The following is a 23041-nucleotide window of genomic DNA, read 5'->3' as shown; positions in this document are numbered from 1 at the left end:
TCGTCAGTCGGCGTCCGTGGCCGGGATTCTCCCGGAGACGAGGCCGAGCGCGTGGGCGAGTTGTTCACGGTGATCGTTCAGGACCTCGGGGCTGATGCCCCGGCCGGCCGTCTCACGGGCGAACTCGTCGGCCGCGACCTTGAGCACGGCGTTCATGGTGGCGGCCTGCACCCGCACGTCGAACGTCTCGGCCGGCATGCCCATGCGTGCGGCGAGCACTTCGGTGAATGTCTCTTCCGCACGCTCCCGCAGCACGAGGTAGGCGGCGCGCAGCGCGGGTTCGTCATGGGTCATCCGGACCACGGCGAGAACCGCCTCGACGTCCTCGCCGGATGACGAGTCGAGGACGGGCTGGTAGGCCGCGCGCAGGTGCTCGATCAGACCGGATCCGGGCGGCCAGGCGTGCAGGACCGCACGGAAGGCGTCGAGCATCTTCGTGAGCAGCGGTTCGACGCAGCTCTCCTTGGTGGGGAAGTAGCGCCACAGGGTGCGCTCGGAGACTCCGGCGGCCCGCGCGATCTGCTCGCCGGAGGTGGCTGCCACGCCCTGTTCGGCGAACAGCCGGACCGCGTGGCGGGAGATGTCGAGGCGTTGCCGCCCGCGCTGCTCGTCGCTCACCGGCGGCCGGCCCCGGCGGGATGTACGACCGCTGCCCACCCTGACGTCCTCCATCAGGCGATCTAAACACGCGCGCGACAGGGGAGACGACTGGCCGAAACTTTAATGACAGTCACTGCCAACAAACTGCTACGGTCGGGGCGGCTCGAAGATCGCATGTGGAGATCACAGGAGGAGCGCCATGAGCGTTACCGCCGAGCGTCAGCAACTGCCCTTCCCGAGGCCGAACGTTCTCGACCTCGCGCCTCTGTACGACGTACTGCGCCGCGAGGCGCCGGTCACGCCGGTCACCACACCGGCCGGTGACCCCGCCTGGCTGGTCACCCGCTTCGAGGAGGTGCGCGACCTGCTCGGCGACAAGCGACTCGGCCGCTCCCACCCCGACCCGGACCGGGCGTCACGTCTGACGTCAGCCGCGGTCCTGGACGGCCCCACGGGCAACTACGACACCGAGGAGGCCGACCACACGCGGATGCGCCGGCTGCTGACCCCGGCGTTCTCGGCCAAGCGGATGCGGATGCTCTCCGACCACGTCCAGCACCTGGTCGACCGTTGCGTAGACCGGCTGGTCACCGACCACGCCGCCGCCCCCGACCGGGTCGTAGACCTCCACGCCGGGCTGGCCTTCCCGGTGCCGGTCGCGGTCATCTGCCGGCTGCTCGGGGTGCCCGAGAGCGACCGTGAGCTCTTCGCGTCGCTGTCGAACCGCATGTCCGACTACGCCATCGGCGACGAGGCCCACCGGGCGCGGGACGAGTTCAACGCGTACATGACCCGACTCGCCGAGACCAAGCGCGCGCGGCCGGGCGAGGACGTGATCTCCGACCTCGTCCGCGCGCAGAGCACCGACGCGGACTACGACTACGCCGACATGATCCAGCTCTGCGTCGGGCTGCTGTTCGCCGGCCACGAGACCACGGTCAACCGCATCGGCCTGGGCACACTCTTCCTGCTCACGCGCCTCGACCAGTGGCAGGCGCTGACCGCCGACCCCGACGGCCGGGTCAACGCCACCGTCGAGGAGATCATGCGCCTGGGCGCGCCCGGCGACCTCGGGCTGCTGCGGTACGCGCACACCGACGTCGACGTCGCGGGCGTCACCATCCGGCGCGGCGACGCCGTGGTCCTGTCGGTCAACTCCGCCAACCGCGACGCCTCCGTCTACACGGACGCCGAGACCTTCGACCCCGACCGCCCCGAGCGCACGCACCTCGGATTCGGCCACGGCGTGCACTTCTGCATCGGCGCGAGCCTGGCCCGGGTGGAGTTGCGCATCGTGTTCGCCACGCTGGCCCGCCGTCTGCCCGGGCTGCGGCTCGCCAAGGAGCTGGACGAGCTGGAGGTGCGCACCACCCTCACCGGTGGCGTCACGGAGCTGCCCGTGACGTGGTGATGCCCCGGGGCGACCTGGTGTCAGTGCGACTCACGGCTCACCTCGGAGCCGCTGGAGCCGACGAGGAAGTCGAGGTCGGCTCCGGTGTCGGCCTGGCGGACGTGGTCGACGTAGAGGCGTTCCCAGCCGCGCCGGGGAGCGGCGAAGCCGGCGACCGTGGCCTTGTCGGGGGCCCTGCGGGCGAGTTCGGCGTCCGGCACGTCGACGTCGATACGGCGGGCCGCGACGTCGAGGGTGATGAAGTCCCCGGTCCGGACGAGGGCGAGGGGGCCGCCGGCCGCGGCCTCGGGGGCCACGTGCAGGACGACCGTGCCGTACGCGGTGCCGCTCATCCGGCCGTCGCAGACCCGGACCATGTCCCGGACGCCCTGGGCGAGGAGCTTCTTCGGCAGGGGCATGTTGGCGACCTCGGGCATGCCCGGGTATCCCCTGGGGCCGCAGCCGCGCAGCACCAGGACGGAGTCGGCGTCGACATCGAGGTCCGGGTCGTCGATGCGGGCGCGGAAGTCCTCGATGCTGTCGAAGACGACGGCCCGGCCCCGGTGCCGGAGCAGGTGCGGGGAGGCGGCGGCCGGTTTGACGAGCGCGCCGTCGGGTGCGAGGTTGCCGCGCAGGACGGCGATGCCGCCCTCGGCGACCAGCGGCCGGTCGCGGGTGCGGATGACCTCGCCGTCCCAGATCTCGGCGTCGTCGAGGTAGGCGGCGAGCGGTCCGCCGGTGACGGTCAGCGCGTCGGGGTCGAGCAGATCGCGGACCTCGCGCAGGACGGCGAGCAGGCCACCGGCGCGGTGGAAGTCCTCCATGAGGAAGCGGCCGGCCGGCTGGAGGTCCACCAGGACCGGCACGCGGGAGCCGATGCGGTCGAAGTCGTCGAGCGACAGGTCGATGCCCAACCGGCCGGCGATGGCCAGGAGATGGACGACGGCGTTGGTCGAGCCGCCGATGGCCGCGAGCGCGACGATCGCGTTGCGGAAGGACGCCTCGGTCAGGAACGTCGCGGGCCGCCGGTCGGCGCCCACCATGTCCACCGCCAGCCGGCCGGCGTGGTGCGCGGCCTCCAGCAGCCGGCTGTCGGGGGCGGGTGTCCCGGCCGTCCCGGGGACGACCGTGCCGAGCGCCTCCGCCACGAGCGCCATCGTCGAGGCCGTGCCCATCGTGTTGCAGTGGCCGCGGCTGCGGATCATCGCCGACTCGGAGCGGGTGAACTGTTCCTGGGAGAGCGTGCCCGCGCGGACCTCCTCCGACAGCTGCCACACGCCGGTGCCGCAGCCCAGCAGTCCGCCGCGGAAGGTGCCGTTGAGCATCGGCCCGCCGGGGACCACCACCGCGGGCAGGTCCACCGAGGCCGCGGCCATGAGCAGCGAGGGGATCGTCTTGTCGCAGCCGCCGAGCAGGACGACGCCGTCGACGGGGTTGGCCCGCAGCATCTCCTCCGTGGCCATCGCGGCCATGTTCCGCCACAGCATGGCGGTGGGCCGCACCTGCGTCTCACCCAGCGACACCACCGGCAGGTCCAGCGGGATGCCGCCCGCCTCGTACACGCCGTTGCGCACCGAGGCCGCGACCTCGTTCAGATGCGCGTTGCAAGGAGTCAGGTCCGAGGCGGTGTTGGCGATGGCGATCTGCGGCCGGCCGGTGAACGCGTCACCGGGCACGCCGCGCCGCATCCATGCCCGGTGGATGTAGGCGTTGCGGTCCTGTCCCTCGTACCACTGCGCGCTGCGGAGTCTCTCCATGGAGCCCTTCCCATAGACGGAACAGCGGTCTAGATTCCGGAACGTCATGAAGCATAGGCAGACGGTCGGGCGAGCGACATCCCCGACCGTGCGCCGTCCGGTGATGCGCGCGTTCGTCCTGACCGGCCCCGGCGCGTACGAGGTCCAGGAGCTCCCGGCACCGGTGGCCGGCCCCGGTGAGGTCGTCGTCGACGTCGAGCGGGTCGGTGTGTGCGGCACGGACGCGGAGTTCTTCACCGGCGCGATGGCCTACCTCCACCAAGGCCACTCCGCCTACCCTATGCGGCCGGGTCACGAGTGGGCCGGGCGTGTGGCGGCCGTCGGTGACGGTGTCGATCCCGCCTGGCTCGGCCGCCGGGTCATGGGCGACACCATGCTCGGCTGCGGCACCTGCCGCCGCTGTCTGCGCGGCCGTCAGCATGTGTGCGAGCAGCGGCGGGAGGTCGGCATACGCGGCGACCGGCCCGGGGCGCTGGCGGAGCAACTCGCCGTACCCGCCTCCTCGTTGCACGCCCTGCCCGACTCCGTCGACGCCGTGCTCGGCGCGCTCGTCGAGCCCGGCGGCAACGCCCTGCGCGCCGCTCGGGCCGCCGCGCCGGCGCCCGGGGACCGCGCCCTGGTCCTGGGCCCGGGGACGATCGGGCTGCTGGTGGCGATGTTCCTGCGCGCGGCCGGTGCCGAGGTGCACCTCATGGGCGCGACCGAGAGCTCCCTCGCCTTCGCCCGCTCCCTGGGCTTCGAGCACGTGTGGACGGAGGAGTCCGTGCCGGACGTGCCCTTCGACGCGGTCGTCGACGCCTCGAACGCCACCTCGCTGCCGGGGCTGGCCCTGGAGCTGGTCGAACCCGGGGGCCGCCTCGTGTACATCGGGCTGGCCGGCGAGCCCAGCAGGATCGACACCCGCACGCTCGTCCTCAAGGACGTGACCGCGACAGGTGTCCTGTCCGCCTCCCCCGGCCTCGACGCCACCATCCGGGCGTACGCCGCCGGATCGGTCGACCCCAGGCCACTGGTCGCCGCCACCGTGGGCCTCGACGAAGTGGGCCCCGTCCTCGCCGGCGAGCGCCCGGCCGGCTCCGGGCCCGGCCCCAAGATCCAGGTCGACCCCTGAGGGTCCGACGGCGAGCCACCACCGGATCACCGTCGGCTCAGCGACTGCCGGCCCGTGCCGTGGCGGAGGGTGTGCGCAGGGCCAGGAGGGCGACGTCGTCCTCGTTGTCGGCGGGGCGGACGCGGCGCAGCAGGTGGTCGGTGAAGGAGGACAGGGGGCGGTGGGCGAGGGCGGCGGCGTGCCGGCTCAGCCGGTTCAGGCCCTCGTCGAGGCTGTGGCCGGGTGCTTCGATGAGGCCGTCGGTGTACAGCACGAGGGTGGATCCGGGCGCGAGCAGGGTCGTGGCGTCGGGGCGCGGGGAGCCGGACCCGGTGCCCAGGACGATGCCGTGGCCGTCGGTGAGGTAGCGCGCCAGGCCGTCGCGGCTGATCAGCAAGGGTGGCGGGTGGCCCGCGTTGGTCCAGGACAGCTGCCACTGGCCGTCGCCGTCCGACGCCTCGATCCGGGCGAAGATCATCGTGGCCATGTCGACGTCGGTGATGTGCTGGAGCGCCTCGTCGAGCCGTGTGACGATCCGGCTGGGCGGTTCGTGCTGGGACCAGGCGTAGGCGCGGAGCATGTTGCGCACCTGCGCCATGCCGGCCGCCGCCTCCAGGTCGTGCCCGACGACGTCCCCGACGGCCAGGGCGGTGGATCCGTCGGACATGGGGAAGGCGTCGTACCAGTCGCCGCCGACCTGTGAGGCGTCGGGTGCGGGGAGGTAGCGGACGGTCATCTGCAGGCCCGGAACACCCGGCATCTGGGGCAGCAGATGGTTCTGCATGGTCTCGGCGACCTTGCGCTGGCGCTGGTACAGGCGGGCGTTGTCCAGGGCGAGGCCGGCCCGGCGTGCGATGTCCTCGACCAGCGGGAGGTCGGCGGGGGTGAAGGCGACCGGGTCCTCGGCCCGGCCGAGGGTCAGGGCTCCCAGGACCGCGCGTGTGCTGCGGATGGGCGCGATGGCCGCCGAGTGCATGCCGGTGATGTCGAACAGCCGGCGTTGCTCGACCGCGATGCCGGAGTCCGGTTCACGCTGGTAGGTGTCGGGCCCGGCCACCGTGGAGGCCACGCCGCGCAGAGCTCTGGACAGGGGCATCGGGGACGCCTCCGGGACGGGCGGCATCGGGCCCTGGAGGTCGTCCCGGCGCACCAGGGTGCCGCCTTCGGCGTGGACGACCGCGGTACGCCAGACTTCGTCGTGCTCGGTGATCAGATCGATGATCACCCAGTCGGCCAGCCGGGGCACGACCAGGCCCACCAGTCGTTCCAGCGCCTCGTCCACGTCGAGGGTGGAGGTCAGCCGTGTGGTGGCGTCGGCCAGCAGGGCCAGCCGTTCCAGCTCCCGCAACGGCCCGGCCGTCGGCTCCGGCTCCGGGGCGGTTCCCGGGGTGGGTCCGACGGTGTGGAAGAGCACGAGCGTGCCGGGTCCGTCGTCCCCGATGTCGTACGGGGTGAGCAGCCAGGCGATGGGCAGCAGGGAACCGTCTCCGCGGGCGAAGTAGTCCTCGTCGGCCTGGGCGGTCCGCCCGGCGTGGAAGGCCTGCCGCATTCCGCACCGGTGCCTGGGCAGCGGCTGCCCGTGGGCGTCCCGGTGCAGCAGGTCGTGCGCGTCGTGCCCGAGCAGGTCCTCGGCGGTCCGGGCCAGTACGTCCCGGGCGCGGGTGTTGACCGCGAGGATGCGGCCCTCCTCGTCCACGACGTAGGCCCCGGTTCCGATGGCGTCCAGCCTTCGGGTCAGCGAGGTGTCGAGTGCGGCCACGGACTGCTGTGCGGCAGTCTCCGTGCGGTCCGGCCCTGCCATGTCGTCGCCTCCTTGCTGATCGGCCGCCCTGCCGGCTGTCGGCTCGTCTTCCGCGGGAGGCCCTCCGGCGTTCCCCGTGTGCCCCGTGGCGGCGAATCCAGCCCCATGTGGCTGCCGCCGCTCGGAGCAGCCCGGGAACGCCCGGAGGTTGCCCTGGTATGTGTGGTGCGCACCCGGGTAAACGCAGGGCGACAGAGCCGCCCCGGCAGGGGCGAACACAACGAAAGAGCCTCCGTATGGTCCTCCCGCTTGGGAAGCAGGCGGCAGATCGGCCGGGCGCGGACGAGCACGCCACGCTGCGCTTCGGCGCGGCGTGGGCGGACGGCGCGGCAAGCGCCGTCGACGCGCGTCTGGCCCTGCGCGCCTTCCTCGCCCACGGCCCGCACCCCGCCCCCGCCCTGATTCCGGCCTCTCTGGCCATGGATGCCGAACTCGTCGTCAGCGAACTGGTCACCAATGCCATCCGGCATGCTCCCGGGCCCTGCGAGCTGATCCTGCGGCTGTTCCGGGGAAAGCTGGCCATCACCGTGCGGGACACCTCGGCGGAGCAGCCCGCGGTGCAGAAGGGCGACCGGTTCCGCGTCGGCGGCCATGGACTGCGGCTGGTGCACACGGTCAGCGACCGGGTCGCCGTGGCGCCCCGCGCCAGGGGGAAGCAGATCACGGCCTATCTGCGGCTGGCTCCGAACGACCACGTGAACGCCGGTGCCGATAGGACCGTACTGGCCGCCGGCTGAGCCCGGGCCCGGTACTCGGCCGGGGTGGTGCCGGTCCCCGGCCGGGCGCGCCGCGGGATCAGTTCTGCCGGGCGTGTATGGGGCTGTTGGCGACGTCCTCCGGGCACTTCCCGTGCTGCTGCCGCGTCCGCCGGTCGCGCCTCCAGTCGGACGTCGCGAGGGCCAGGGAGGCGAGCATGCCGAGGAGGGCGGCGCCCAGCGCGGTGGCGAGGGCGCTGCGGTAGTCGCCGCCGTCGAGCACCAGGTAGAAGAGGCCGGGCAGGGCGGCGGTGCCCACCGCCGCGCCGAGCCGCTGCCCGGTCTGCAGGGCGCCGCCCGCCGCGCCCGCCATGCGCACGGGCACGTCGCGCAGCGTCATGGTGATGTTCGGTGAGATCACGCAGCCGCTGCCGACGCCGCCGAGGAACAGCACCGGCGCGGCGGCCCAGGGCGCGATGTCGAGGGGCGCGAAGCGCAGCAGCAGCGCGGTACCGCCCAGACCGGCGATCACGGCCGTGAGGCCGCCCACGGTGAGCATGCGGCCGAGCCGGTCCACCAGCCGGCCGGCGACCGCGGCCCCGCAGGCCGAGCCGAGGGCGAAGGGAGTCACGGCGAGGCCGGACCGGAGCGGGGAGAAGCCCAGGCCGTCCTGGTAGAAGAGCGCGAAGACCAGCCAGACGCCGCTGAAGCCGATGAAGTAGAGGGTGCCGACGCCGGCGCCGACGGCGTAGCCGCGCACGGTGGTGAACAGCCGCGGATCGAGCAGCGGCGGGCTGTCCCGCTCGACGAGGCGACGCTGCCACCGGGTGAAGCCGAAGAGGATCGCGGCCCCGGCGGGGAACATCCACCACAGCCGGCCGAGACCACCGGAGCCCGCCTGGACCAGCGGAAACATCAGCGCGAGGACGCCGGCGCCGAGGAGCAGGACGCCGGGCAGGTCCACGTGCTGCCGACCGGACCGCCGGGTGCGGGGCAGCAGACGGCGCCCGAGGAGGACGGCGAGGATCCCGATGGGCACGTTGACGTAGAAGATCCACCGCCAGCCCTGGTCGCCGGAGGCCAGGGCGAGGATCATGCCGCCGGCGAGCGGGCCGACTGCGGACGATACGCCGACGGTGGCGCCGAAGAAGCCGAAGGCCCGGCCGCGTTCGGCACCGCGGAACATCTGCTGGATCAGCGCGGAGTTCTGGGGGGCCATGAACCCGGCCGCCAGGCCCTGGGCGAGGCGGGCCACCACCAGCAGCGTGATGCCGGGGGCCGCCCCGCAGGCCACGCTGAAGAGCACGAAGCAGCTGAGGGCCAGCAGGAAGATGCGGCGCCGGTCCAGCGCGTCTCCGAGACGGCCGGCGGTGACGAGCGCGAGAGCGAAGGCGAGGGCGTATCCGGACACCACCCACTGCACCTGCGCGGGAGAGGCGTCCAGGCCGCGCTGGACGGAGGGCAGGGCGACCACCACGATCGAGACGTCCAGCAGGCTCATGAAGCCGGCCACCAGGGTGACCCACAGGGCCCGCCACCGGCGCGGATCCGGCTCGTAGCCGGCCTCCGGTGCGCCCTGGTTCCGGTCGCCCGCCGCTGACGCTGTCACGTGGGGCTCCTCTCACCCGGGTGGGCACCGCGGCGAATCAAGTTCCCCTTCGGGGGCACCGGACACACCGCAGCCGGCATGCGGCGCGGATCTCACCGAAAGCACCCGGTCATGACCCTCGGTAGTCATCCGGGCGCCGCGCGAAGGGGTTCGTTTGAGCGCGCGAGATCTGTGCAGGCGTGGTGGTTGGGACAGACGACCGGCGAAAGGAACGACGTAATGACGGCGCCCGACAACGACGAGTCGGTGGATCCCGCAGCCGTGAGACGACACCGGGTGCTGTTCCGGGCGATCGAGAAACGACGCCACCCGAAGCTGCGCCGCAGCGACATCACCGTGACCGACGAGGCGGCCGTCAAGCGCGCCACGAAGGCGGCCGCCCTCGGCAACGCGATGGAGTGGTACGACTTCGGCATCTACAGCTATCTGGCCTCGACCATCGGGAAGGTGTTCTTCCCCTCCGGGAACGACACCGCCCAGCTGCTCAGCTCCTTCGCGACGTTCGCGGTGGCGTTCCTCGTACGACCGCTCGGCGGCATGGTGTTCGGGCCGCTCGGCGACAAGGTCGGCCGCAAGCGCATCCTCTCCCTCACCATGATCATGATGGCGGTGGGGACCTTCGCCATCGGCCTGGTCCCCTCGCACGCCGTCATCGGTCTGTGGGCCCCGGCCCTGCTGATCTTCTTCCGGCTGGTGCAGGGCTTCTCGACCGGCGGGGAGTACGGGGGCGCCTCGACGTTCATCGCGGAGTACGCGCCCGACAAGCGGCGCGGCTTCTTCGGCAGCTTCCTGGAGCTGGGCACGCTCGCCGGCTACGTCGGGGCCTCCGGTCTCGTCGTCGTCCTGCAGACCCTCCTCAGCGACGACCAGATGCTGGCGTGGGGCTGGCGCATCCCCTTCCTGGTCGCGGCCCCGCTCGGCTTCATCGGCCTCTACCTGCGGCTGAAGCTGGACGAGACGCCCGCCTTCCAGAAGCTGGAGGGCGGCCAGGTCAAGGCGAGCGAGGCGGCCGAGGCCGTGGAGACCTCGGCCGCAGCCGACCTCGGCAAGATCTTCACCCGGTACTGGCGGCCGCTGCTGCTGTGCCTCGCGCTGGTCGCGGCGTACAACATCACCGACTACATGCTGCTGTCGTACATGCCGACGTACCTGTCCGACGAGCTGGGGTACGGGACCAATCACGGGCTGCTGATCCTGCTGATCGTGATGGTGCTCCAGATGTGCGTCATCAACCAGGTCGGGCGGCTGTCGGACCGCTTCGGGCGCAGGCCGCTGCTGATGGCGGGGATGCTCGGGTTCCTCCTGCTGTCCCTGCCGTCCTTCCTGCTCGTCCGGCAGGGCAGTGTCGCCCTGATCGCCCTGGGGCTGCTGCTCTTGGGGCTCTCCCTGGTGATGATGCTCGGCACGATGTCGGCGGCGCTCCCGGCGATCTTCCCCACCCACGTCCGGTACGGCTCCCTCTCGGTCGCCTACAACCTGGCCACGTCGATCTTCGGCGGCACGACTCCCCTGGTGATCACCGCCTTGATCAGCGCCTTCGACTCGACCCTCATGCCGGCCTACTACTCCACGGGGGCCGCGGTCATCGGCGTCATCGCCGTCCTGTGCATGAAGGAGACCGCCAACAAGCCCCTGGCCGGTTCCCCGCCGTCCGTGGAGACGGAGGCCGAGGCCGCGAAGATCGTCGAGGAGCAGGCCCCCCGCCCCAGGTTCTGACCCTCCTGCGCCCGCCGACCGGACGCATCATCGCGCGGTGGGCACAGGAGGGGGCTCTCGGAGCCGTTCGGGCGGCTGTTGCGGGAGTTGCGGCACAACCGTCGGCTGACGACCGAGGAACTGGCCGAGGCACCGGGGGTGTCGGGGCGTGCCATCGGCGACATGGAGCGGGCGGAGCCGGCGTCCGCACCGAGGCACCATCACCGCCCTCTCCCAGGGCCTGGACCTGGACGAGGCGGCACACGCGCGACTCCTCGCGGCCGCCCGCGCGGCTCGCCCGGCGCCCAGCCCGCCGAGTGTTCCGCGAGGCGGCGACGTCCGGCGAGCACGCCCGGGTCGTCGAGGCCGCGGAGGCCATGCACTGGTTCTCCGACCACTGGGTGTCCTGGGCCACTGGGTCGAGGTCTACGAGCGTGCCGCCGCGGCCGGCGCCGCGCTGGGCGACGCGGGGCTGGAGGCGACCCATCGCAACTATTTGGCGGGGGCGTACTGGGCCTGTGCGCGACACGACGAGGCGGTGGCGGCGGTGCGCGCAGACACGACGAGGCGTGGCGGCGGCCACCCGCGCGCTGCGTCTCGCCGGGACGGCCGGGAACGTGATGGAAGACCGCCTGCCCGCGGACGTCCGGGACGAGGCGCGGCCGGCCTCGCCGCCCTGACCGCGGGCCGGCCCGCACCACCCACCCGGTTCGGGCAGTGACGGCCCCTCAGGGCCTGCGGCCCGTCGTGGAGGCGAAGCCCAGCCACGTGTGCCGGTTGTTCCACCAGCACCAGCCGACCTTCGGGGCGTTGCGGCGCTCGCGGCCGTCGCGCCCGGTGCCGTTGCTGATCCAGATCGCCGGGGTGCGGGCGTCCAGGCTGCCGTCGGTCTTGCGCAGCCGGGACCCGATGGTCATGAAGCAGCGGTTGCGCTCCAGGGCTTCCGGCTGCTGGAGCACCCAGTGGATGCCCTCGGTGAGCAGCAGCGGGGTGCGGTCCTCCTTGGTGAGGGCGGGCAGTGCCTCGTCCGGGCTCCAGTTGCCCATGTGGTCACCGCGATCGAGGCCGGTGACGACGTAGAGCGGGGCGTCGGGCAGTTCTACGGCGCAGGGCGTGAACGCGTCGACGTCGGGCATGTCGACGACGACGAAGCCCGGTTTGCCGTCGCGGCGCAGCAGCGGCGCGACGGCGGAGGCGGGGGCTCTGTCCGGGTGCACGGCCAGCAGGGCGCCCTCGCTGTCGGTCTCGGCGGCGAAGTCACGGATCTCGCCGGCGGACAGCCCGGCGATCTCGTGCACCCCCAGCTCGATCAGCAACTCGGCCTGCGCGCTCAGGGGCGGGAGTGCGGGGAGGAGGGTGGACGGGCCGGGCGTGGTGTCGGGCACGATGCTCCCATGGTCGGTGACGTGGGTGAACTCCCGTGCAACGAGCCGGTTGGCGGAGGCGTTCCTTCCCTTTCGCCCTCACCTCCGTACTGCCGGTCCTCACCTCCGTTCTGCCCGTCGCCGGACAGGCCGTTCGTCTGCCACTCGCGCGGCGTCACACCGTAGGCGGCGCGGAAGGCGCTGCTGAAATGGCTGGGGCTCACGAAATCCCAGCGCCGGGCGACGGCCGCGACCCCGTACCCGAGTGCCGGGGAGCGCAGAAGGTCCCTGCGGCACCGCTCCAGCCGCTGCGTGCGGATCCACTCCCCGACCGTCACGCGCTCGAGCTCGAACAGTTTGTGCAGATAGCGGACCGACATGAAATGCGCGGCGGCGATGTCGGACGGTGACAGGCCCGGGTCGGAGAGGTTGCGCAGGATGTGGTCCTTGACGCGCACGAGGGTGGCCGCGGCGGTCTCCGGCGCAGGCTCGGCGCTTCGCGGGCCAGGCGCGCGAAGTACGTCGCCACGAGTGCGGCACTGCCCTCCTGTCCGGAGAACGCCGTGGCGGTCACCGCCCGCAGATCCTCGTCGCGCACGCGGAGGTCGGTGCGGGGGAAGTGGAAGGAGGTGAAGGCGAAGTCGCTCGGCACTGTCTTCCGGAACAGCCGGGAGGAGTCGGAGAGGGAGAAGTCGCCCGGCCCGATCCGCGCCTCCCTGCCGTCCTGCTCCTTGAGGGCGGTGCCCCGCTGCTGAGGGGTGAGGATGAGGTGCTGCTTGCCGTCCCTCAGGAGCCCAGCTGGTGGGCATCATCAAGGCCGGCAGGTTCGTACGCTGCCGGCCTTGACGATGTCACCATCCCGGCCCTCGGCGGTCCAGGAAGAACCGGAGGAAGAATCCGGCTCACTTCTCCAGGAAGGCGAGCAGGGCCGAGTCGACCTCCTCCGCGTGGGTCCACAACAGACCGTGCGGGGCGCCCTCGATCTCGACGTAGTCGGCGGCCGGAAGAGCCTTGTGGAACTGCCTGGCGGTGCCGTCCACGGGCAGGATGCGGTCGCCCGTGCCGTGCAGGATCAGGGCCGGCACGTCGATCGCCGGGATGTCGGCCCGGAAGTCGGTGTACCAGGTCGACGGCGCGGCGGCCGCCGCTAAGAACCCGCCGCCCGCAGCGACGTTCCAGCTGTTGCGGACGGCCTCCTCGCTGATCCGGGTGCCGAGGTTCTCGTCGAGGTTGTAGAAGTCCTTGTGGAAGTCGGTGTAGTACGCGTGGCGGTCCGCCTTGACGGCCGCGACGATCCCGTCGAAGAACTCCTTCGGGGCGACCCCCTGCGGGTTGTCGTCGGACTTGAGCAGGCAGGGCTCCAGCGAGGCGAGGAAGGCGACCTTGGCGACCCGGCCGGAGCCGTGGGCGGACACGTACCGGGCGACTTCGCCGGCGCCCGTCGAGAACCCGACGAGGACAGCGCCTTGCAGGTCGAGGGTGTCCATCACGGTGTTCAGGTCGGCGGCGAAGGTGTCGTAGTCGTAGCCGGTCGTCGGCTGGGAGGACTGCCCGAAACCGCGCCGGTCGTAGGTGATCACGCGGTAGCCGGCTGTCCGGATCCGTGGTCCTCGTAGTACAGGTCTATGGCGGTGGAGTTCTCCTGGCCCACGGTGATGTACGGCATGCGCTGGCTTCCTCGTTTCCGGGTGGCTGGTGACGGGACCCGGCCACGCTAGGCCCGGGGCCGTACGGCCGGTTGCCGGGCAGCGCACCGGTTCTTGACCGGGGGCGCGCGGGAGCATGCCTCCGGAGATCGTTAATCCGTCGCACCGCCGAGACCGGCGTGACAGCATTCTCGGTATGGATGGGTTCTTGACGTCTGATCAGATCGACGCCCGCACGTCACGTGCTCTCGCGGCGGCCGTCGCCGCGGGTCGTGATCTGGGGCTCGCGGTGACCGACGCGAGGGTGCTCCACGACGTGTTCTCCGTCGTGGTGCATCTGGCTCCGTCGCCCGTGGTGGTGCGGGTGCCGACCGTCCTGCCCTCGTACTCCGGTCCCGAGTCCCAGGCGGCGCAGCAGCGGCTGGAGCTCGATGTGGTGGGGTGGCTCGCGGACCAGGGGCACCCGGTGGTTCCACCGAGTCCGCTCGTGCCGCGGGAGCCCGTGCTGCGGGACGGTTTCTCGATGACGTTCTGGCAGTTCGTCGAGCTGGACCGGAGCGTGGAGCCCGACTACGTGCACAACGCCGGACTGGTCGCCGGCCTGCACGCCGCGCTGCGCTCGTACCCGGGTGAGCTGCCGTTCCTGTCGGCGGCGGAACCACGGTTCGTGTCCGAGGGACTTGCCGCACTCGAAGGACGGCCCGACCTGCTGGACCCGGCCGACCTCGACCGCGCCCGGCGCGAGTGGGACGTCCTGGAGCCCGTCATCAGCTCACGCGCGGCGTTCGAGGCGGCGTTCCCCGGCATCGAGTTCCAGCCCGTCCACGGGGACTCCCCCGCGGCCAACATCGTCTCCGCCCGGGGCGGCGAGCTGTACTCCGACTTCGAGCTGACCACGTTCGGGCCGGTCGAGTGGGACCTGGCGGCTCTGGGCCCCGCGTGCGAGGCCGCCTACAACACGGCCGCCGAGCGCCGGGGCCTGCGCCGGCTGGACGAGGGTGTGCTGCGCGTCGTCAACGCCGTGGGCATGTCCCGCGCGGTGGCGTGCCTCGCGCTCGCGCCGCAACTGCCCCTGCTGGTTGAGGCGTTGAAGCCAGCCGTCGAACAGTGGCGGACGATGCCGTTCGCCGGCGGTCTGGACGGCTGAGCGAGGGGCGGCGGCTGCGCTCACTCGGGCAGGGGCCGGTCGTCGACGACGTGCTTCATGACGAGGGTGGAGTTCAGGCGCAGGACGCCGGGCAGTCGGGCGAGCTGCCGGTCGTAGAGCTGCTGGAAGGCGGCCAGGTCGGTGGTGGCGACGCGCAGGAGGTAGTCGGGGTCGCCGAACAGGCGCTGCGCCTGGAGTACGTGCGGGACGGCGGTCACGCCTTCTTCGAACGCGGAGACGGTGTCGGCGTCCTCCCAGCGCAGGGTGACGAAGACGAGGGCCTCGAAATTGAGGCCCACGGCGGCCGGATCCACGACCGCCCGGTAACCGCGGATGGCGCCCTCGCGTTCGAGGTCGCGCAGGCGGCGGTGGCAGGGCGAAACGCTCAGTTTCACTCGGGCGGCCAGCTCGGTGACCGTGAGACGGCCGTCCAACTGGAGCTCGGTAAGAATTTTCCGGTCAAGGGCATCCATGCAGAAGATTCTGCCCCAGAAGGCGGGATCAAGGAGTAAACAAGGGAACACTTTCGGGCTGATCCGACCTAGCCTTCCTCTCGCGACACGGCACGTGAGAGGGACCGATCCATGGATACGACGACGCTGGCGGCATTTCTGGCAGTGGATCTGCTGCTGGTGTTCACCCCCGGCGCGGACTGGGCCTACGCGATCACCGCGGGCATCCGGGGCCGGTCGGTCGTCCCGGCGGTCGCCGGGCTGATAGCCGGATACGCGGGATACACCCTGCTCGCGGTCGCGGGCCTGGTGGTGATCGTGGCGAACTCGGCGACCCTGCTCACCGCGCTGACCGTGGCCGGGGCCGGCTACCTGGTGTGGCTCGGGTGCGGCGTGCTGAGGCAGCCTGCCGTCCTGACGGCCCCCGAGGGCGAGGTGGGCTCCTCCCGCTTGCGGATCATGCTCAGGGGCGCCGGGATCAGCGGCCTGAACCCGAAGGCGTTGCTGCTGTACTTCTCGCTGTTCCCGCAGTTCATCGACCCCGCGGGAGGCTGGCCGGTCGCCACGCAGACCGGCCTGCTCGGCACGCTGCACATGACCGCCTGCGCCGTCGTCTACCTCACCGTCGGAGTCCTGGCCCGCACCGTCCTGAGGACCAGACCCTCGGCGGCCCGGGCGGTCACCCGCGTCTCCGGCGCGATGATGATCGCCATCGGCGGCTTCCTGCTGGTGGAACGCCTGGCCTGCTGACGACGCGCGCGCTCCGGGAAGCCGGCAAGGGGTCACCGGCGGCCCTTCCTGAGATGATGACCGGGGAAGCGGCAGGGGCGTCACATCCGGAGGCACCGTGCAGGAACGCGTACCGGAGGACTTGGCGGTCGTCGTCGACGCCCGTGGGGTGATCACGGTGTGGAGCGACGGTGCTCGACGGCTGCTCGGATACGAACCCGACGAGATCGTGGGCCGGGCCGTCACCCGCCTGCTCGCCGCCGACCTGCCCGGCTCCACGCGACGTCACGTGGCCGACGGGCAGCGCTGGGCCGGTGAGGTGGCGCTTCGGCACCGGGACGGCGACCGGGTCGTGGTCCGGCTGCAGGGCACTCCGATGCTGGACGCGGACCGCGGGCGGCTCTGGCTCGTCACCGGCACCGCACCGGCGCACACGGCGCGGCGGGCCGGACACGGAGCCCTGACCCTGTGGGACCTCACGCTCGCACAGCTCCCCGTGCCGGTGGCGGTCTACGACCGTGAGGCCCGACTCGTGGCCGCCAACGAGATCATGACCCGGGTGATGGGCCGGTCCGAGGAGGAGATGAAGGGCCTGACGCTCCGGGAGATCGAGCCCAGCCCGCCCTTCGACGAGTACGACCGCCTGCAGCGCGAGGTCCTGCGCACCGGCGAGATGATCTTCCACGAGGAGCACGGCCAGGCCCCGGGCGAGACCCGGCACCATGCCTGGTCGATGTTCATGTCGCCGCTGACGGACGAGACCGGCGCGGTGCAGGGCATGTCCGCGACCGTGTTCGACACCACGGAGCAGTACTGGGCCCGCCGCCGGCTGGCGGTGCTCAACGACGCGAGCCTGCGCATCGGGAGCACCCTGGACGTGACCCGGACGGCCGAGGAGCTGGCCGAGGTGGCGGTGAGAGGGTTCGCGGACTTCGTCACCGTGGACCTGCTGGAGTCCGTGGCCCTGGGCGACGAGCCGGAACCGGTGCCGCTGGACGCGCCGGTCACCGTGCGGCGCACCGCCCAGCGGTCGGTGCTGGAGAGCTGCCCGGAGTCGGTGGTCGCCTCGGGTGACACCACGCTGTACCCCGTCGGCACGCTGCCGGTGCGGACGCTGGTCGCAGGCCGGGGCTCCCGGCACCGGCCGGGGGATCCGGGGCTGCGGGAGTGGATCAGGTCCTCCCCGGCCCGCGCGAGGTCGGTGGGCAGGTACATGATCCACTCGGTGATGATGGTGCCGCTGCGCGCCCGCTGGGTGACCCTGGGGCTGGTGCACTTCCTGCGGCACCGCACGCCGGAGCCCTTCAGCGAGGACGACCTGCTGCTCGCGGAGGAGATCGTCGCCAGGGCGGCGGTGAGCGTGGACAACGCCCGCCGCTACACCCGGGAGCGCCGGACGGCGCTGGCGCTCCAGCGCAGCCTCCTGCCCGACCGGCCGCCGGACCTGGCGGCGATGCAGGTCGCCTACCGCTATCTGCCGGCCGGTTCCGGAGCGGACATCGGGGGCGACTGGTTCGACGTGATCCCGCTGTCCGGCACCCGGGTCGCCCTGGTCGTGGGCGACGTGGTGGGACACGGCATCCACGCCTCGGCCACGATGGGCCGGCTGCGGACCGCCGTGCGGACGCTCGCGGACGTCGATCTCGCCCCCGACGAGCTGCTCACCCAGCTGGACGATCTCGTCGTCCGGATCGACCGGGAAGAGGGCCCGGAGGTGCGCGGGCAGGCGGCGGAGGCGTCGGGGCAGGTCGGCGCCACCTGCCTGTACGCCGTGTACGACCCGGTGTCCCGCCGCTGCACGATGGCCCGGGCGGGGCATCCGCCGCCCGCTCTGGTCACGCCCGGCGGCGCCGTACGGTTCCTCGATCTGCCGGCCGGGCCACCGCTGGGCCTGGGAGGCCTGCCGTTCGAAGCCGTCGAGGTGGAGCTGGAGGAGAACAGCCTCCTCGCTCTCTACACCGACGGGTTGGTCAAGGCCCCCGACCACGACGTGGACGTCGGGCTCACCCTGCTCCGCGAGGCGCTCGGCCGGCCTGCCGAGGCGCTCGAGGAGACCTGTGAGCAGGTGCTGCGCGCGGTGCTGACCGGCCGTCCCGCCGACGACATCGTGCTGATGCTGGCCCGTACCGCCGCGCTCGGCGCCGGGAAGGTGCGCACCTGGCAACTGCCGCCCGAACCCACGGCCGTGGCCCGGGCCCGCAAGGTGGCGGCCGGGCAACTGGCCGCCTGGGGGCTGGCGGAGGCGGAGTTCACCACGGAACTCATCGTCAGTGAGCTGGTCACCAACGCGCTGCGGTACGGCGGCTCCCCCATCGAGCTGCGGCTGATCCGCGATTCGGCCCTCATCTGCGAGGTGTCCGACGGCAGCAGCACCGCACCCCACCTGCGCCGGGCGCGCGTCTTCGACGAGGGCGGACGAGGACTGCTGCTCGTCGCCCAGCTCTCCGAACGCTGGGGCAGCCGCCAGACCCCGACGGGCAAGACCATCTGGGCGGAACAACCGCTGCCCACGGAGCGGTCCTTCTGACCTGCGGCTAGCGGGTGTCGACGATGCCGCCGGTCACCGCGATGACCTCGCCGACCGTGTAGCTGGAGTCGGCGTCGGAGGCGAGGTAGACGTACGTAGGTGCGATCTCCTCCGGCTGGGCCGCGCGTTCGAGCGGGGCCTCGCTGCCGATGTGGGCGAGCCCGTCCGGCGGCATGTTCGGGTCCGCCTCGTTGAGCGGCGTCCAGGTCGGGCCCGGCGCGACCACGTTCGCGCGCACGCCGCGCTTGGCCAGGTGCACGGCGACGGACTTGGTCAGGGTGATCAGCGCCGCCTTGGACGCCGCGTAGTCGATCATCGTCGTACTGCCCTTGAGCGCCTCTTCGGTCGCGGTGGCGATGACCGCGTCGCCGGGCTCCAGATGGGGCAGCGCCGCCATGAGCAGGTGGAAGAACGCGTAGACGTTCGTCTTGAACGTCCGGTCGAAGTCCTCGGCGGTCAACTGGTCGAGTTCGAGCTTGCTGTTGAGGTACGCGGCGTTGCTCACCAGGATGTTCAGCCCGCCGAGTTCCGCCGCGGTCCGCTCGACGGCCTCACGGCAGAACTCCGGGTCGCTGAGGTCGCCGGGCAGCAGCAGGCAGCGCCGGCCCTGCTCCTCCACCTCGCGCCGGACCCGCTCCGCGTCCACCTGCTCCTCGGGCAGGTGGACGAGGGCGACGTCGGCGCCCTCCCGCGCGTACAGCAACGCCACCGCCCGGCCGATGCCCGAGTCGCCGCCGGTGATCAGCGCCACCTTGCCCTCCAGCTTCCCGCTGGCCCGGTAGCGGCTCGCCCGGTAGCGCGGCGCGGTGCGCATGTCGGCCTCGAGCCCGGGGCGTTGCTGCTTGTCGGAGTCGTAGGGCGGGTCGGGCTCGGACACGACCTGCGGTGCGGTCTGTTCCTGCTCGGGCTGCACGGGCTGCTCCTTTCGCCGGTGTCGTCCACGGCACGGCCGCTCACCTCGGGCCACGCCGTTGCTTCCCCGCACGGGGTGCCCACAACGGCGGCGGACATGTTCCCCGTGGTCGCGGACGAGCGTCGGCGCCGACCGGCATGGCCGCACCCGCAAGGGGTACTCAGTCGATCTTGGAAGGCCCGGCGGGAGGGCCTGCTGTCCGGAAGGAGATCCGTGTCTGACGAGACGGTGAAGAACGTCTTCGTGATCGGGCTCGACGAGGCCAATCTGCCGACGCTGCGGGAGGTTCCCGGAGCTGACCGGCTGCGCTTTCACCAACTGCTGACCGTGGAGGAACTCCAGGTCGGCGAGGTGCACCTGCCCACGCTGTTCGACAAGGCCCGGGAGGTGCTGGACGCCTTCGACGGCAGCATCGACGCCATCGTCGGCTACTGGGACTTCCCGGTCAGCACCCTCGTGCCGATGCTGAGCCAACGCTACGGAACGCGGAGCACCAGCCTGGAGTCGGTGGTCAAGTGCGAGCACAAGTACTGGAGCCGTCTTGAGCAGCAGAAGGCGACCGACCGGCACCCGGCCTTCGACAGGGTCGACCTGTCGGCCGAGCCGCCTCGCCCGCCCGAGAACGTGACCTTCCCGATGTGGGTGAAGCCGGCGCTCTCCTACTCGTCCGAACTCGCCTTCGGAGTCGATGACGAAGAGGAGTTCCGCAAGGCCGTGACCGAGATCCGCGACGGCATCTCCCGCATCGGCCGCCCCTTCGAGCACATCCTCGAACGCATCGACCTGCCGCCGGAGATGGACGGTGTCGGCGGCCGGGTCTGTCTGGCCGAGGAAGCGATGTCCGGCGTCCAGGTCGCCGTGGAGGGCTACGTCCACCGGGGCGAGGTGACGGTCTACGGGGTCCTGGATTCCATCCAGTACCCGGACTCCCCCTGCTTCCTGCGCCACCAGTACCCCTCGTCGCTGCCACCGGCGGTCATCGCGGAGCTCCACGACGTCTCGGAGCGGGTGATGCGGCAGATCGGAATGGACTCGGCCACCTTCAGCATCGAGTACTTCTACGACCCCCGGACACAGTCGATCAGCCTGCTGGAGATCAACCCCCGGCACTCCCAGTCGCACGCGGAGCTGTTCCAGTACGTCGACGGCGTCCCCAACCACCACTGCATGGTCCGCCTCGCGCTCGGCGAGGACCCGCGCATGCCGCACCGCGAGGGCCCGTACGCGATGGCGGCGAAGTGGTACCACCGCTGGTTCACCGACGGCGTGGTGCGCCGGGTGCCCGGGCGCGAGGAGATCGCCCGCATCGAGCGGGAAACGCCGGGCGTGCGCATCGAGGTGGTCCCCGAGGAGGGCACCCGGCTCTCGGAACTGCCCGGACAGGACAGCTACAGCTACGAGTTGGCGCACATCTTCACCGGCGGTGCCGACGAGAAGGAGCTGCGGGAGAAGTTCGACCACTGCGTGGCGGCGCTCGGCCTCGCCTTCGACGAAGCCCCTCCGGAGTGAAACCCTCCGGGAAAACCCCGCCGGAGTGAAACCCCACGAGAGTGAGGAGCACGTGGGTTCCATGCGTTACGTGACCAACCTGCCCTACGCGACGAAGGAAGAAGAGCACGTCACGATCCCGATGTCCGACGGGGTCCGGCTCTCCGCGCACATCTGGCGCCCCACCTCGTCGGACCAGGAGCCGGTGCCCGCGGTGCTGGAGTACATCCCGTACCGCAAGCGCGACCTCACGGCCGTACGCGACTCGATCCACCACCCGTACCTCGCGGGGCACGGCTACGCCTGTGTCCGCGTCGACCTGCGCGGCACCGGCGACTCGGAGGGCGTGCTGCGGGACGAGTACCTGGAGCGGGAGCAGGCGGACGCGGAGGAGGTCCTGGCCTGGCTGACGGAGCAGCCCTGGTGCGACGGCGGCACGGGCATGATGGGCATCTCCTGGGGCGCGTTCGCGGCGCTCCAGGTGGCGGCCCGGCAGCCGCCGGGACTGAAGGCCATCGCCATCGCCTCCTTCACCGACGACCGGCACGCCGACGACATGCACTACATGGGCGGCGCCCTGCTGTCGGACAACCTGGCCGAGGCGGGCACGATGTTCGCCTACGGCACCTGCCCGCCCGACCCGGCCGTGGTCGGCGACCGCTGGCGCGAGATGTGGCACGAGCGGCTGGAGAACACCGAACCCTGGGTCCTCCAGTGGCTGCGCCACCAGCGCCGGGACGACTACTGGCGGCACGCCTCGGTGTGCGAGGACTACAAGAGCGTGCGCTGCCCGGTCCTGGCCTCCAGCGGCTGGGCGGACGGCTACTCCAATGCCGTGACCCGGCTGCTCGGCCACCTGGACGTGCCCCGCAAGGGGCTGATCGGCCCCTGGTCGCACAAGTTCCCCCACCTCGGGGAGCCCGGCCCCGCCATCGGCTACCTCCAGGAGCTCGTACGGTGGTGGGACCACTGGCTCAAGGGCGTCGACAACGGCGTCATGGACGGCCCCATGCTGCGGACGTGGATGCAGGACAGCGTGCCGCCCTCCACCGCGTACGAGGAGCGGCCGGGCCGCTGGGTCGGCGAGCCGGAATGGCCCTCTCCGCACATCCGGCAGGCCGTTCATCCGCTCACCCGGCACACGATCGGACCTCCGCGGGAGGCGGCGGGCGAGGAAGACGTCCCCGACGGTGACGCGATGACCGTGCAGTCGCCGCTGTCCGTGGGCCAGTTCGCGGGCAAGTGGGCCTCCTACAACGCGCCCCCGGACCTGCCGTACGACCAGCGGGAGGAGGACGGCGGTTCCCTCGTCTTCGACACCGAGCCGCTGACCAAGCAGTTGGAGATCCTCGGCTCACCGACCGTGGAACTCGACCTGTCGGTCAGCGAACCGGTCGCCATGGTGGCCGCGCGGCTCTCCGACGTGAGCCCGGACGGCTCCGCGACCCGTGTCTCGTACGGCATCCTGAACCTCACCCGCCGTGACAGCACGGAGTCCCCCGAGCCGCTGGAGCCGGGCCGCCGCTACCGCGCCACCGTCCCGCTGAACGGAGTGGCCCAGGCGTTCCCGCCCGGCCACCGCATCCGGCTCTCCCTCTCCACGTCCTACTGGCCGCTGGCCTGGCCGCCGCCGAAGCCCGCCCTGCTGAGCGTCCACGAGCACTCCAGCACGCTCACGCTCCCGGTGCGGCCCGTGGACGAACCGGACGAGGTGCCGGCGTCCCCCTTCGGCGAACCGGAGGGCACTCCCCCGCTCGCCACGAGCCAGGTGACGCCCCCCGAGGAGCGCTGGGAGGTCAAGCGGGACCTGATCGGCTACCACTCCGAGCTGGACATCATGAAGGACCGCGGCACGGTCCGCTTCGAGGACATCAACCTGGAGGCGGGGCGCCGCGCCCACGAGCGCTACACGGCGGTCGCCGACGACTTCACCTCGGTCAGCGGCGAGTCCACGTGGACCATGCGCTTCCAGCGGGACGACTGGGACGTACGGGTGGTGACGCACACCCAGCTGACCTGTGACGACACGGACTTCTTCGTGGACGCGACCCTCGACGCGTACGAGGCCGACCGCCGGGTGTTCTCCCGCACCTGGAACGAGAAGATCCCGCGCGACCTGCTGTAGCGGCGCCAGACCC

18 protein-coding genes and 2 pseudogenes are annotated in these 23041 nt (G+C 71.8%); 10 read left to right on the top strand and 10 right to left on the bottom strand.

Translation table 11 applies throughout. The features are described 5' to 3' along the window. Positions 1 to 3: 3 nt before the first annotated feature. On the bottom strand, positions 4 to 672 hold the full coding sequence (locus tag SCNRRL3882_RS35700) for a TetR/AcrR family transcriptional regulator (RefSeq protein WP_102514906.1): 669 nt from the start codon (positions 670 to 672) through the stop codon (positions 4 to 6). A 127-nt stretch (positions 673 to 799) separates the two neighbouring features. Here SCNRRL3882_RS35700 and SCNRRL3882_RS35695 point away from each other — a divergent pair, with 127 nt between their 5' ends. Beyond that, positions 800 to 2011, top strand: coding sequence for a cytochrome P450 (locus SCNRRL3882_RS35695; RefSeq protein ID WP_010045503.1), 1212 nt, complete (start codon positions 800 to 802; stop codon positions 2009 to 2011). A gap of 20 nt (positions 2012 to 2031) precedes the next feature. Here SCNRRL3882_RS35695 and SCNRRL3882_RS35690 read toward each other — a convergent pair whose 3' ends face one another. Further along, a complete protein-coding gene (locus tag SCNRRL3882_RS35690; RefSeq protein ID WP_010045501.1) occupies positions 2032 to 3747 on the bottom strand; it encodes an IlvD/Edd family dehydratase in 1716 nt (571 codons plus the stop codon). Positions 3748 to 3850: 103 nt separating this feature from the next. Between SCNRRL3882_RS35690 and SCNRRL3882_RS35685 the strand changes: the two genes are divergently transcribed. Beyond that, a complete protein-coding gene (locus SCNRRL3882_RS35685; protein WP_029181558.1) occupies positions 3851 to 4858 on the top strand; it encodes a zinc-dependent alcohol dehydrogenase in 1008 nt (335 codons plus the stop codon). A 37-nt stretch (positions 4859 to 4895) separates the two neighbouring features. Here the strand turns inward: SCNRRL3882_RS35685 and SCNRRL3882_RS35680 are convergent, their stop codons facing one another. Then, on the bottom strand, positions 4896 to 6638 hold the full coding sequence (locus tag SCNRRL3882_RS35680; protein WP_010045499.1) for a SpoIIE family protein phosphatase: 1743 nt from the start codon (positions 6636 to 6638) through the stop codon (positions 4896 to 4898). Between the two features lie 236 nt (positions 6639 to 6874). On the opposite strand from SCNRRL3882_RS35680, the gene SCNRRL3882_RS35675 reads away from it, so the two are divergent. After that, entirely contained in the window at positions 6875 to 7375 is a 501-nt protein-coding gene (locus tag SCNRRL3882_RS35675; RefSeq protein ID WP_010045498.1) for an ATP-binding protein, read from the top strand. A 58-nt stretch (positions 7376 to 7433) separates the two neighbouring features. On the opposite strand, the gene SCNRRL3882_RS35670 is transcribed toward SCNRRL3882_RS35675, so the two are convergent. Further along, positions 7434 to 8942 carry an MFS transporter gene (locus tag SCNRRL3882_RS35670; RefSeq protein ID WP_010045497.1) on the bottom strand — a complete coding sequence of 503 codons (1509 nt, stop codon included), beginning with the start codon at positions 8940 to 8942 and terminating at the stop codon, positions 7434 to 7436. Positions 8943 to 9161: 219 nt separating this feature from the next. On the opposite strand from SCNRRL3882_RS35670, the gene proP reads away from it, so the two are divergent. After that, positions 9162 to 10658 (top strand): glycine betaine/L-proline transporter ProP, encoded by a 1497-nt coding sequence (gene proP / locus SCNRRL3882_RS35665; protein ID WP_010045496.1) that lies wholly within the window; start codon positions 9162 to 9164, stop codon positions 10656 to 10658. A 78-nt stretch (positions 10659 to 10736) separates the two neighbouring features. Continuing rightward, positions 10737 to 11258, top strand: a complete 522-nt coding sequence (locus SCNRRL3882_RS40585) for a helix-turn-helix transcriptional regulator (protein WP_324604466.1) — start codon at positions 10737 to 10739, stop codon at positions 11256 to 11258. 107 nt (positions 11259 to 11365) lie between these two features. Here the strand turns inward: SCNRRL3882_RS40585 and SCNRRL3882_RS35660 are convergent, their stop codons facing one another. The 4 genes and pseudogenes from SCNRRL3882_RS35660 to SCNRRL3882_RS35650 form a co-directional block, all read right to left on the bottom strand. Further along, a complete protein-coding gene (locus SCNRRL3882_RS35660; RefSeq protein WP_010045495.1) occupies positions 11366 to 12022 on the bottom strand; it encodes a DUF5701 family protein in 657 nt (218 codons plus the stop codon). Continuing rightward, positions 11968 to 12459: a helix-turn-helix domain-containing protein gene (locus SCNRRL3882_RS42005; RefSeq protein WP_010045492.1), complete on the bottom strand. Its 492-nt coding sequence runs from the start codon at positions 12457 to 12459 to the stop codon at positions 11968 to 11970. Before SCNRRL3882_RS42005 ends, SCNRRL3882_RS35660 begins: the two co-directional genes overlap by 55 nt. A 47-nt stretch (positions 12460 to 12506) precedes the next feature. Beyond that, positions 12507 to 12707: pseudogene (locus tag SCNRRL3882_RS42000) on the bottom strand (hypothetical protein); the annotation flags it as partial. A gap of 196 nt (positions 12708 to 12903) precedes the next feature. Beyond that, positions 12904 to 13667, bottom strand: a pseudogene (locus SCNRRL3882_RS35650) (alpha/beta fold hydrolase). A 176-nt stretch (positions 13668 to 13843) separates the two neighbouring features. Between SCNRRL3882_RS35650 and SCNRRL3882_RS35645 the strand changes: the two are divergent. Further along, the gene (locus tag SCNRRL3882_RS35645; protein ID WP_029181557.1) at positions 13844 to 14794 is read left to right on the top strand and encodes a phosphotransferase family protein; all 951 of its coding nucleotides are present in this window, start codon (positions 13844 to 13846) and stop codon (positions 14792 to 14794) included. A 20-nt stretch (positions 14795 to 14814) separates the two neighbouring features. Here SCNRRL3882_RS35645 and SCNRRL3882_RS35640 read toward each other — a convergent pair whose 3' ends face one another. Continuing rightward, positions 14815 to 15267 carry an Lrp/AsnC family transcriptional regulator gene (locus SCNRRL3882_RS35640; protein ID WP_029181556.1) on the bottom strand — a complete coding sequence of 151 codons (453 nt, stop codon included), beginning with the start codon at positions 15265 to 15267 and terminating at the stop codon, positions 14815 to 14817. A 111-nt stretch (positions 15268 to 15378) separates the two neighbouring features. Between SCNRRL3882_RS35640 and SCNRRL3882_RS35635 the strand changes: the two genes are divergently transcribed. Both SCNRRL3882_RS35635 and SCNRRL3882_RS35630 read left to right on the top strand, forming a co-directional pair. Next, the gene (locus SCNRRL3882_RS35635; protein WP_029181555.1) at positions 15379 to 15996 is read left to right on the top strand and encodes a LysE family translocator; all 618 of its coding nucleotides are present in this window, start codon (positions 15379 to 15381) and stop codon (positions 15994 to 15996) included. A gap of 97 nt (positions 15997 to 16093) precedes the next feature. Beyond that, positions 16094 to 18502, top strand: coding sequence for a SpoIIE family protein phosphatase (locus tag SCNRRL3882_RS35630; protein ID WP_010045481.1), 2409 nt, complete (start codon positions 16094 to 16096; stop codon positions 18500 to 18502). A gap of 7 nt (positions 18503 to 18509) precedes the next feature. On the opposite strand, the gene SCNRRL3882_RS35625 is transcribed toward SCNRRL3882_RS35630, so the two are convergent. Then, the gene (locus tag SCNRRL3882_RS35625) at positions 18510 to 19415 is read right to left on the bottom strand and encodes an SDR family oxidoreductase (RefSeq protein WP_010045479.1); all 906 of its coding nucleotides are present in this window, start codon (positions 19413 to 19415) and stop codon (positions 18510 to 18512) included. A gap of 213 nt (positions 19416 to 19628) precedes the next feature. On the opposite strand from SCNRRL3882_RS35625, the gene SCNRRL3882_RS35620 reads away from it, so the two are divergent. Together SCNRRL3882_RS35620 and SCNRRL3882_RS35615 are read left to right on the top strand one after the other, a co-directional pair. Next, positions 19629 to 20924: an ATP-grasp domain-containing protein gene (locus SCNRRL3882_RS35620; RefSeq protein WP_010045478.1), complete on the top strand. Its 1296-nt coding sequence runs from the start codon at positions 19629 to 19631 to the stop codon at positions 20922 to 20924. Positions 20925 to 20985: 61 nt separating this feature from the next. Continuing rightward, positions 20986 to 23028: a CocE/NonD family hydrolase gene (locus tag SCNRRL3882_RS35615; RefSeq protein ID WP_010045476.1), complete on the top strand. Its 2043-nt coding sequence runs from the start codon at positions 20986 to 20988 to the stop codon at positions 23026 to 23028. Positions 23029 to 23041: the final 13 nt, after the last annotated feature.

Origin of the sequence: Streptomyces chartreusis NRRL 3882 (genome assembly GCF_900236475.1) — a bacterium.
In the GTDB taxonomy this organism is placed as follows: Bacteria; Actinomycetota; Actinomycetes; order Streptomycetales; family Streptomycetaceae; genus Streptomyces; species Streptomyces chartreusis_D.
This window is presented reverse-complemented; position numbering and strand designations above follow the sequence as displayed.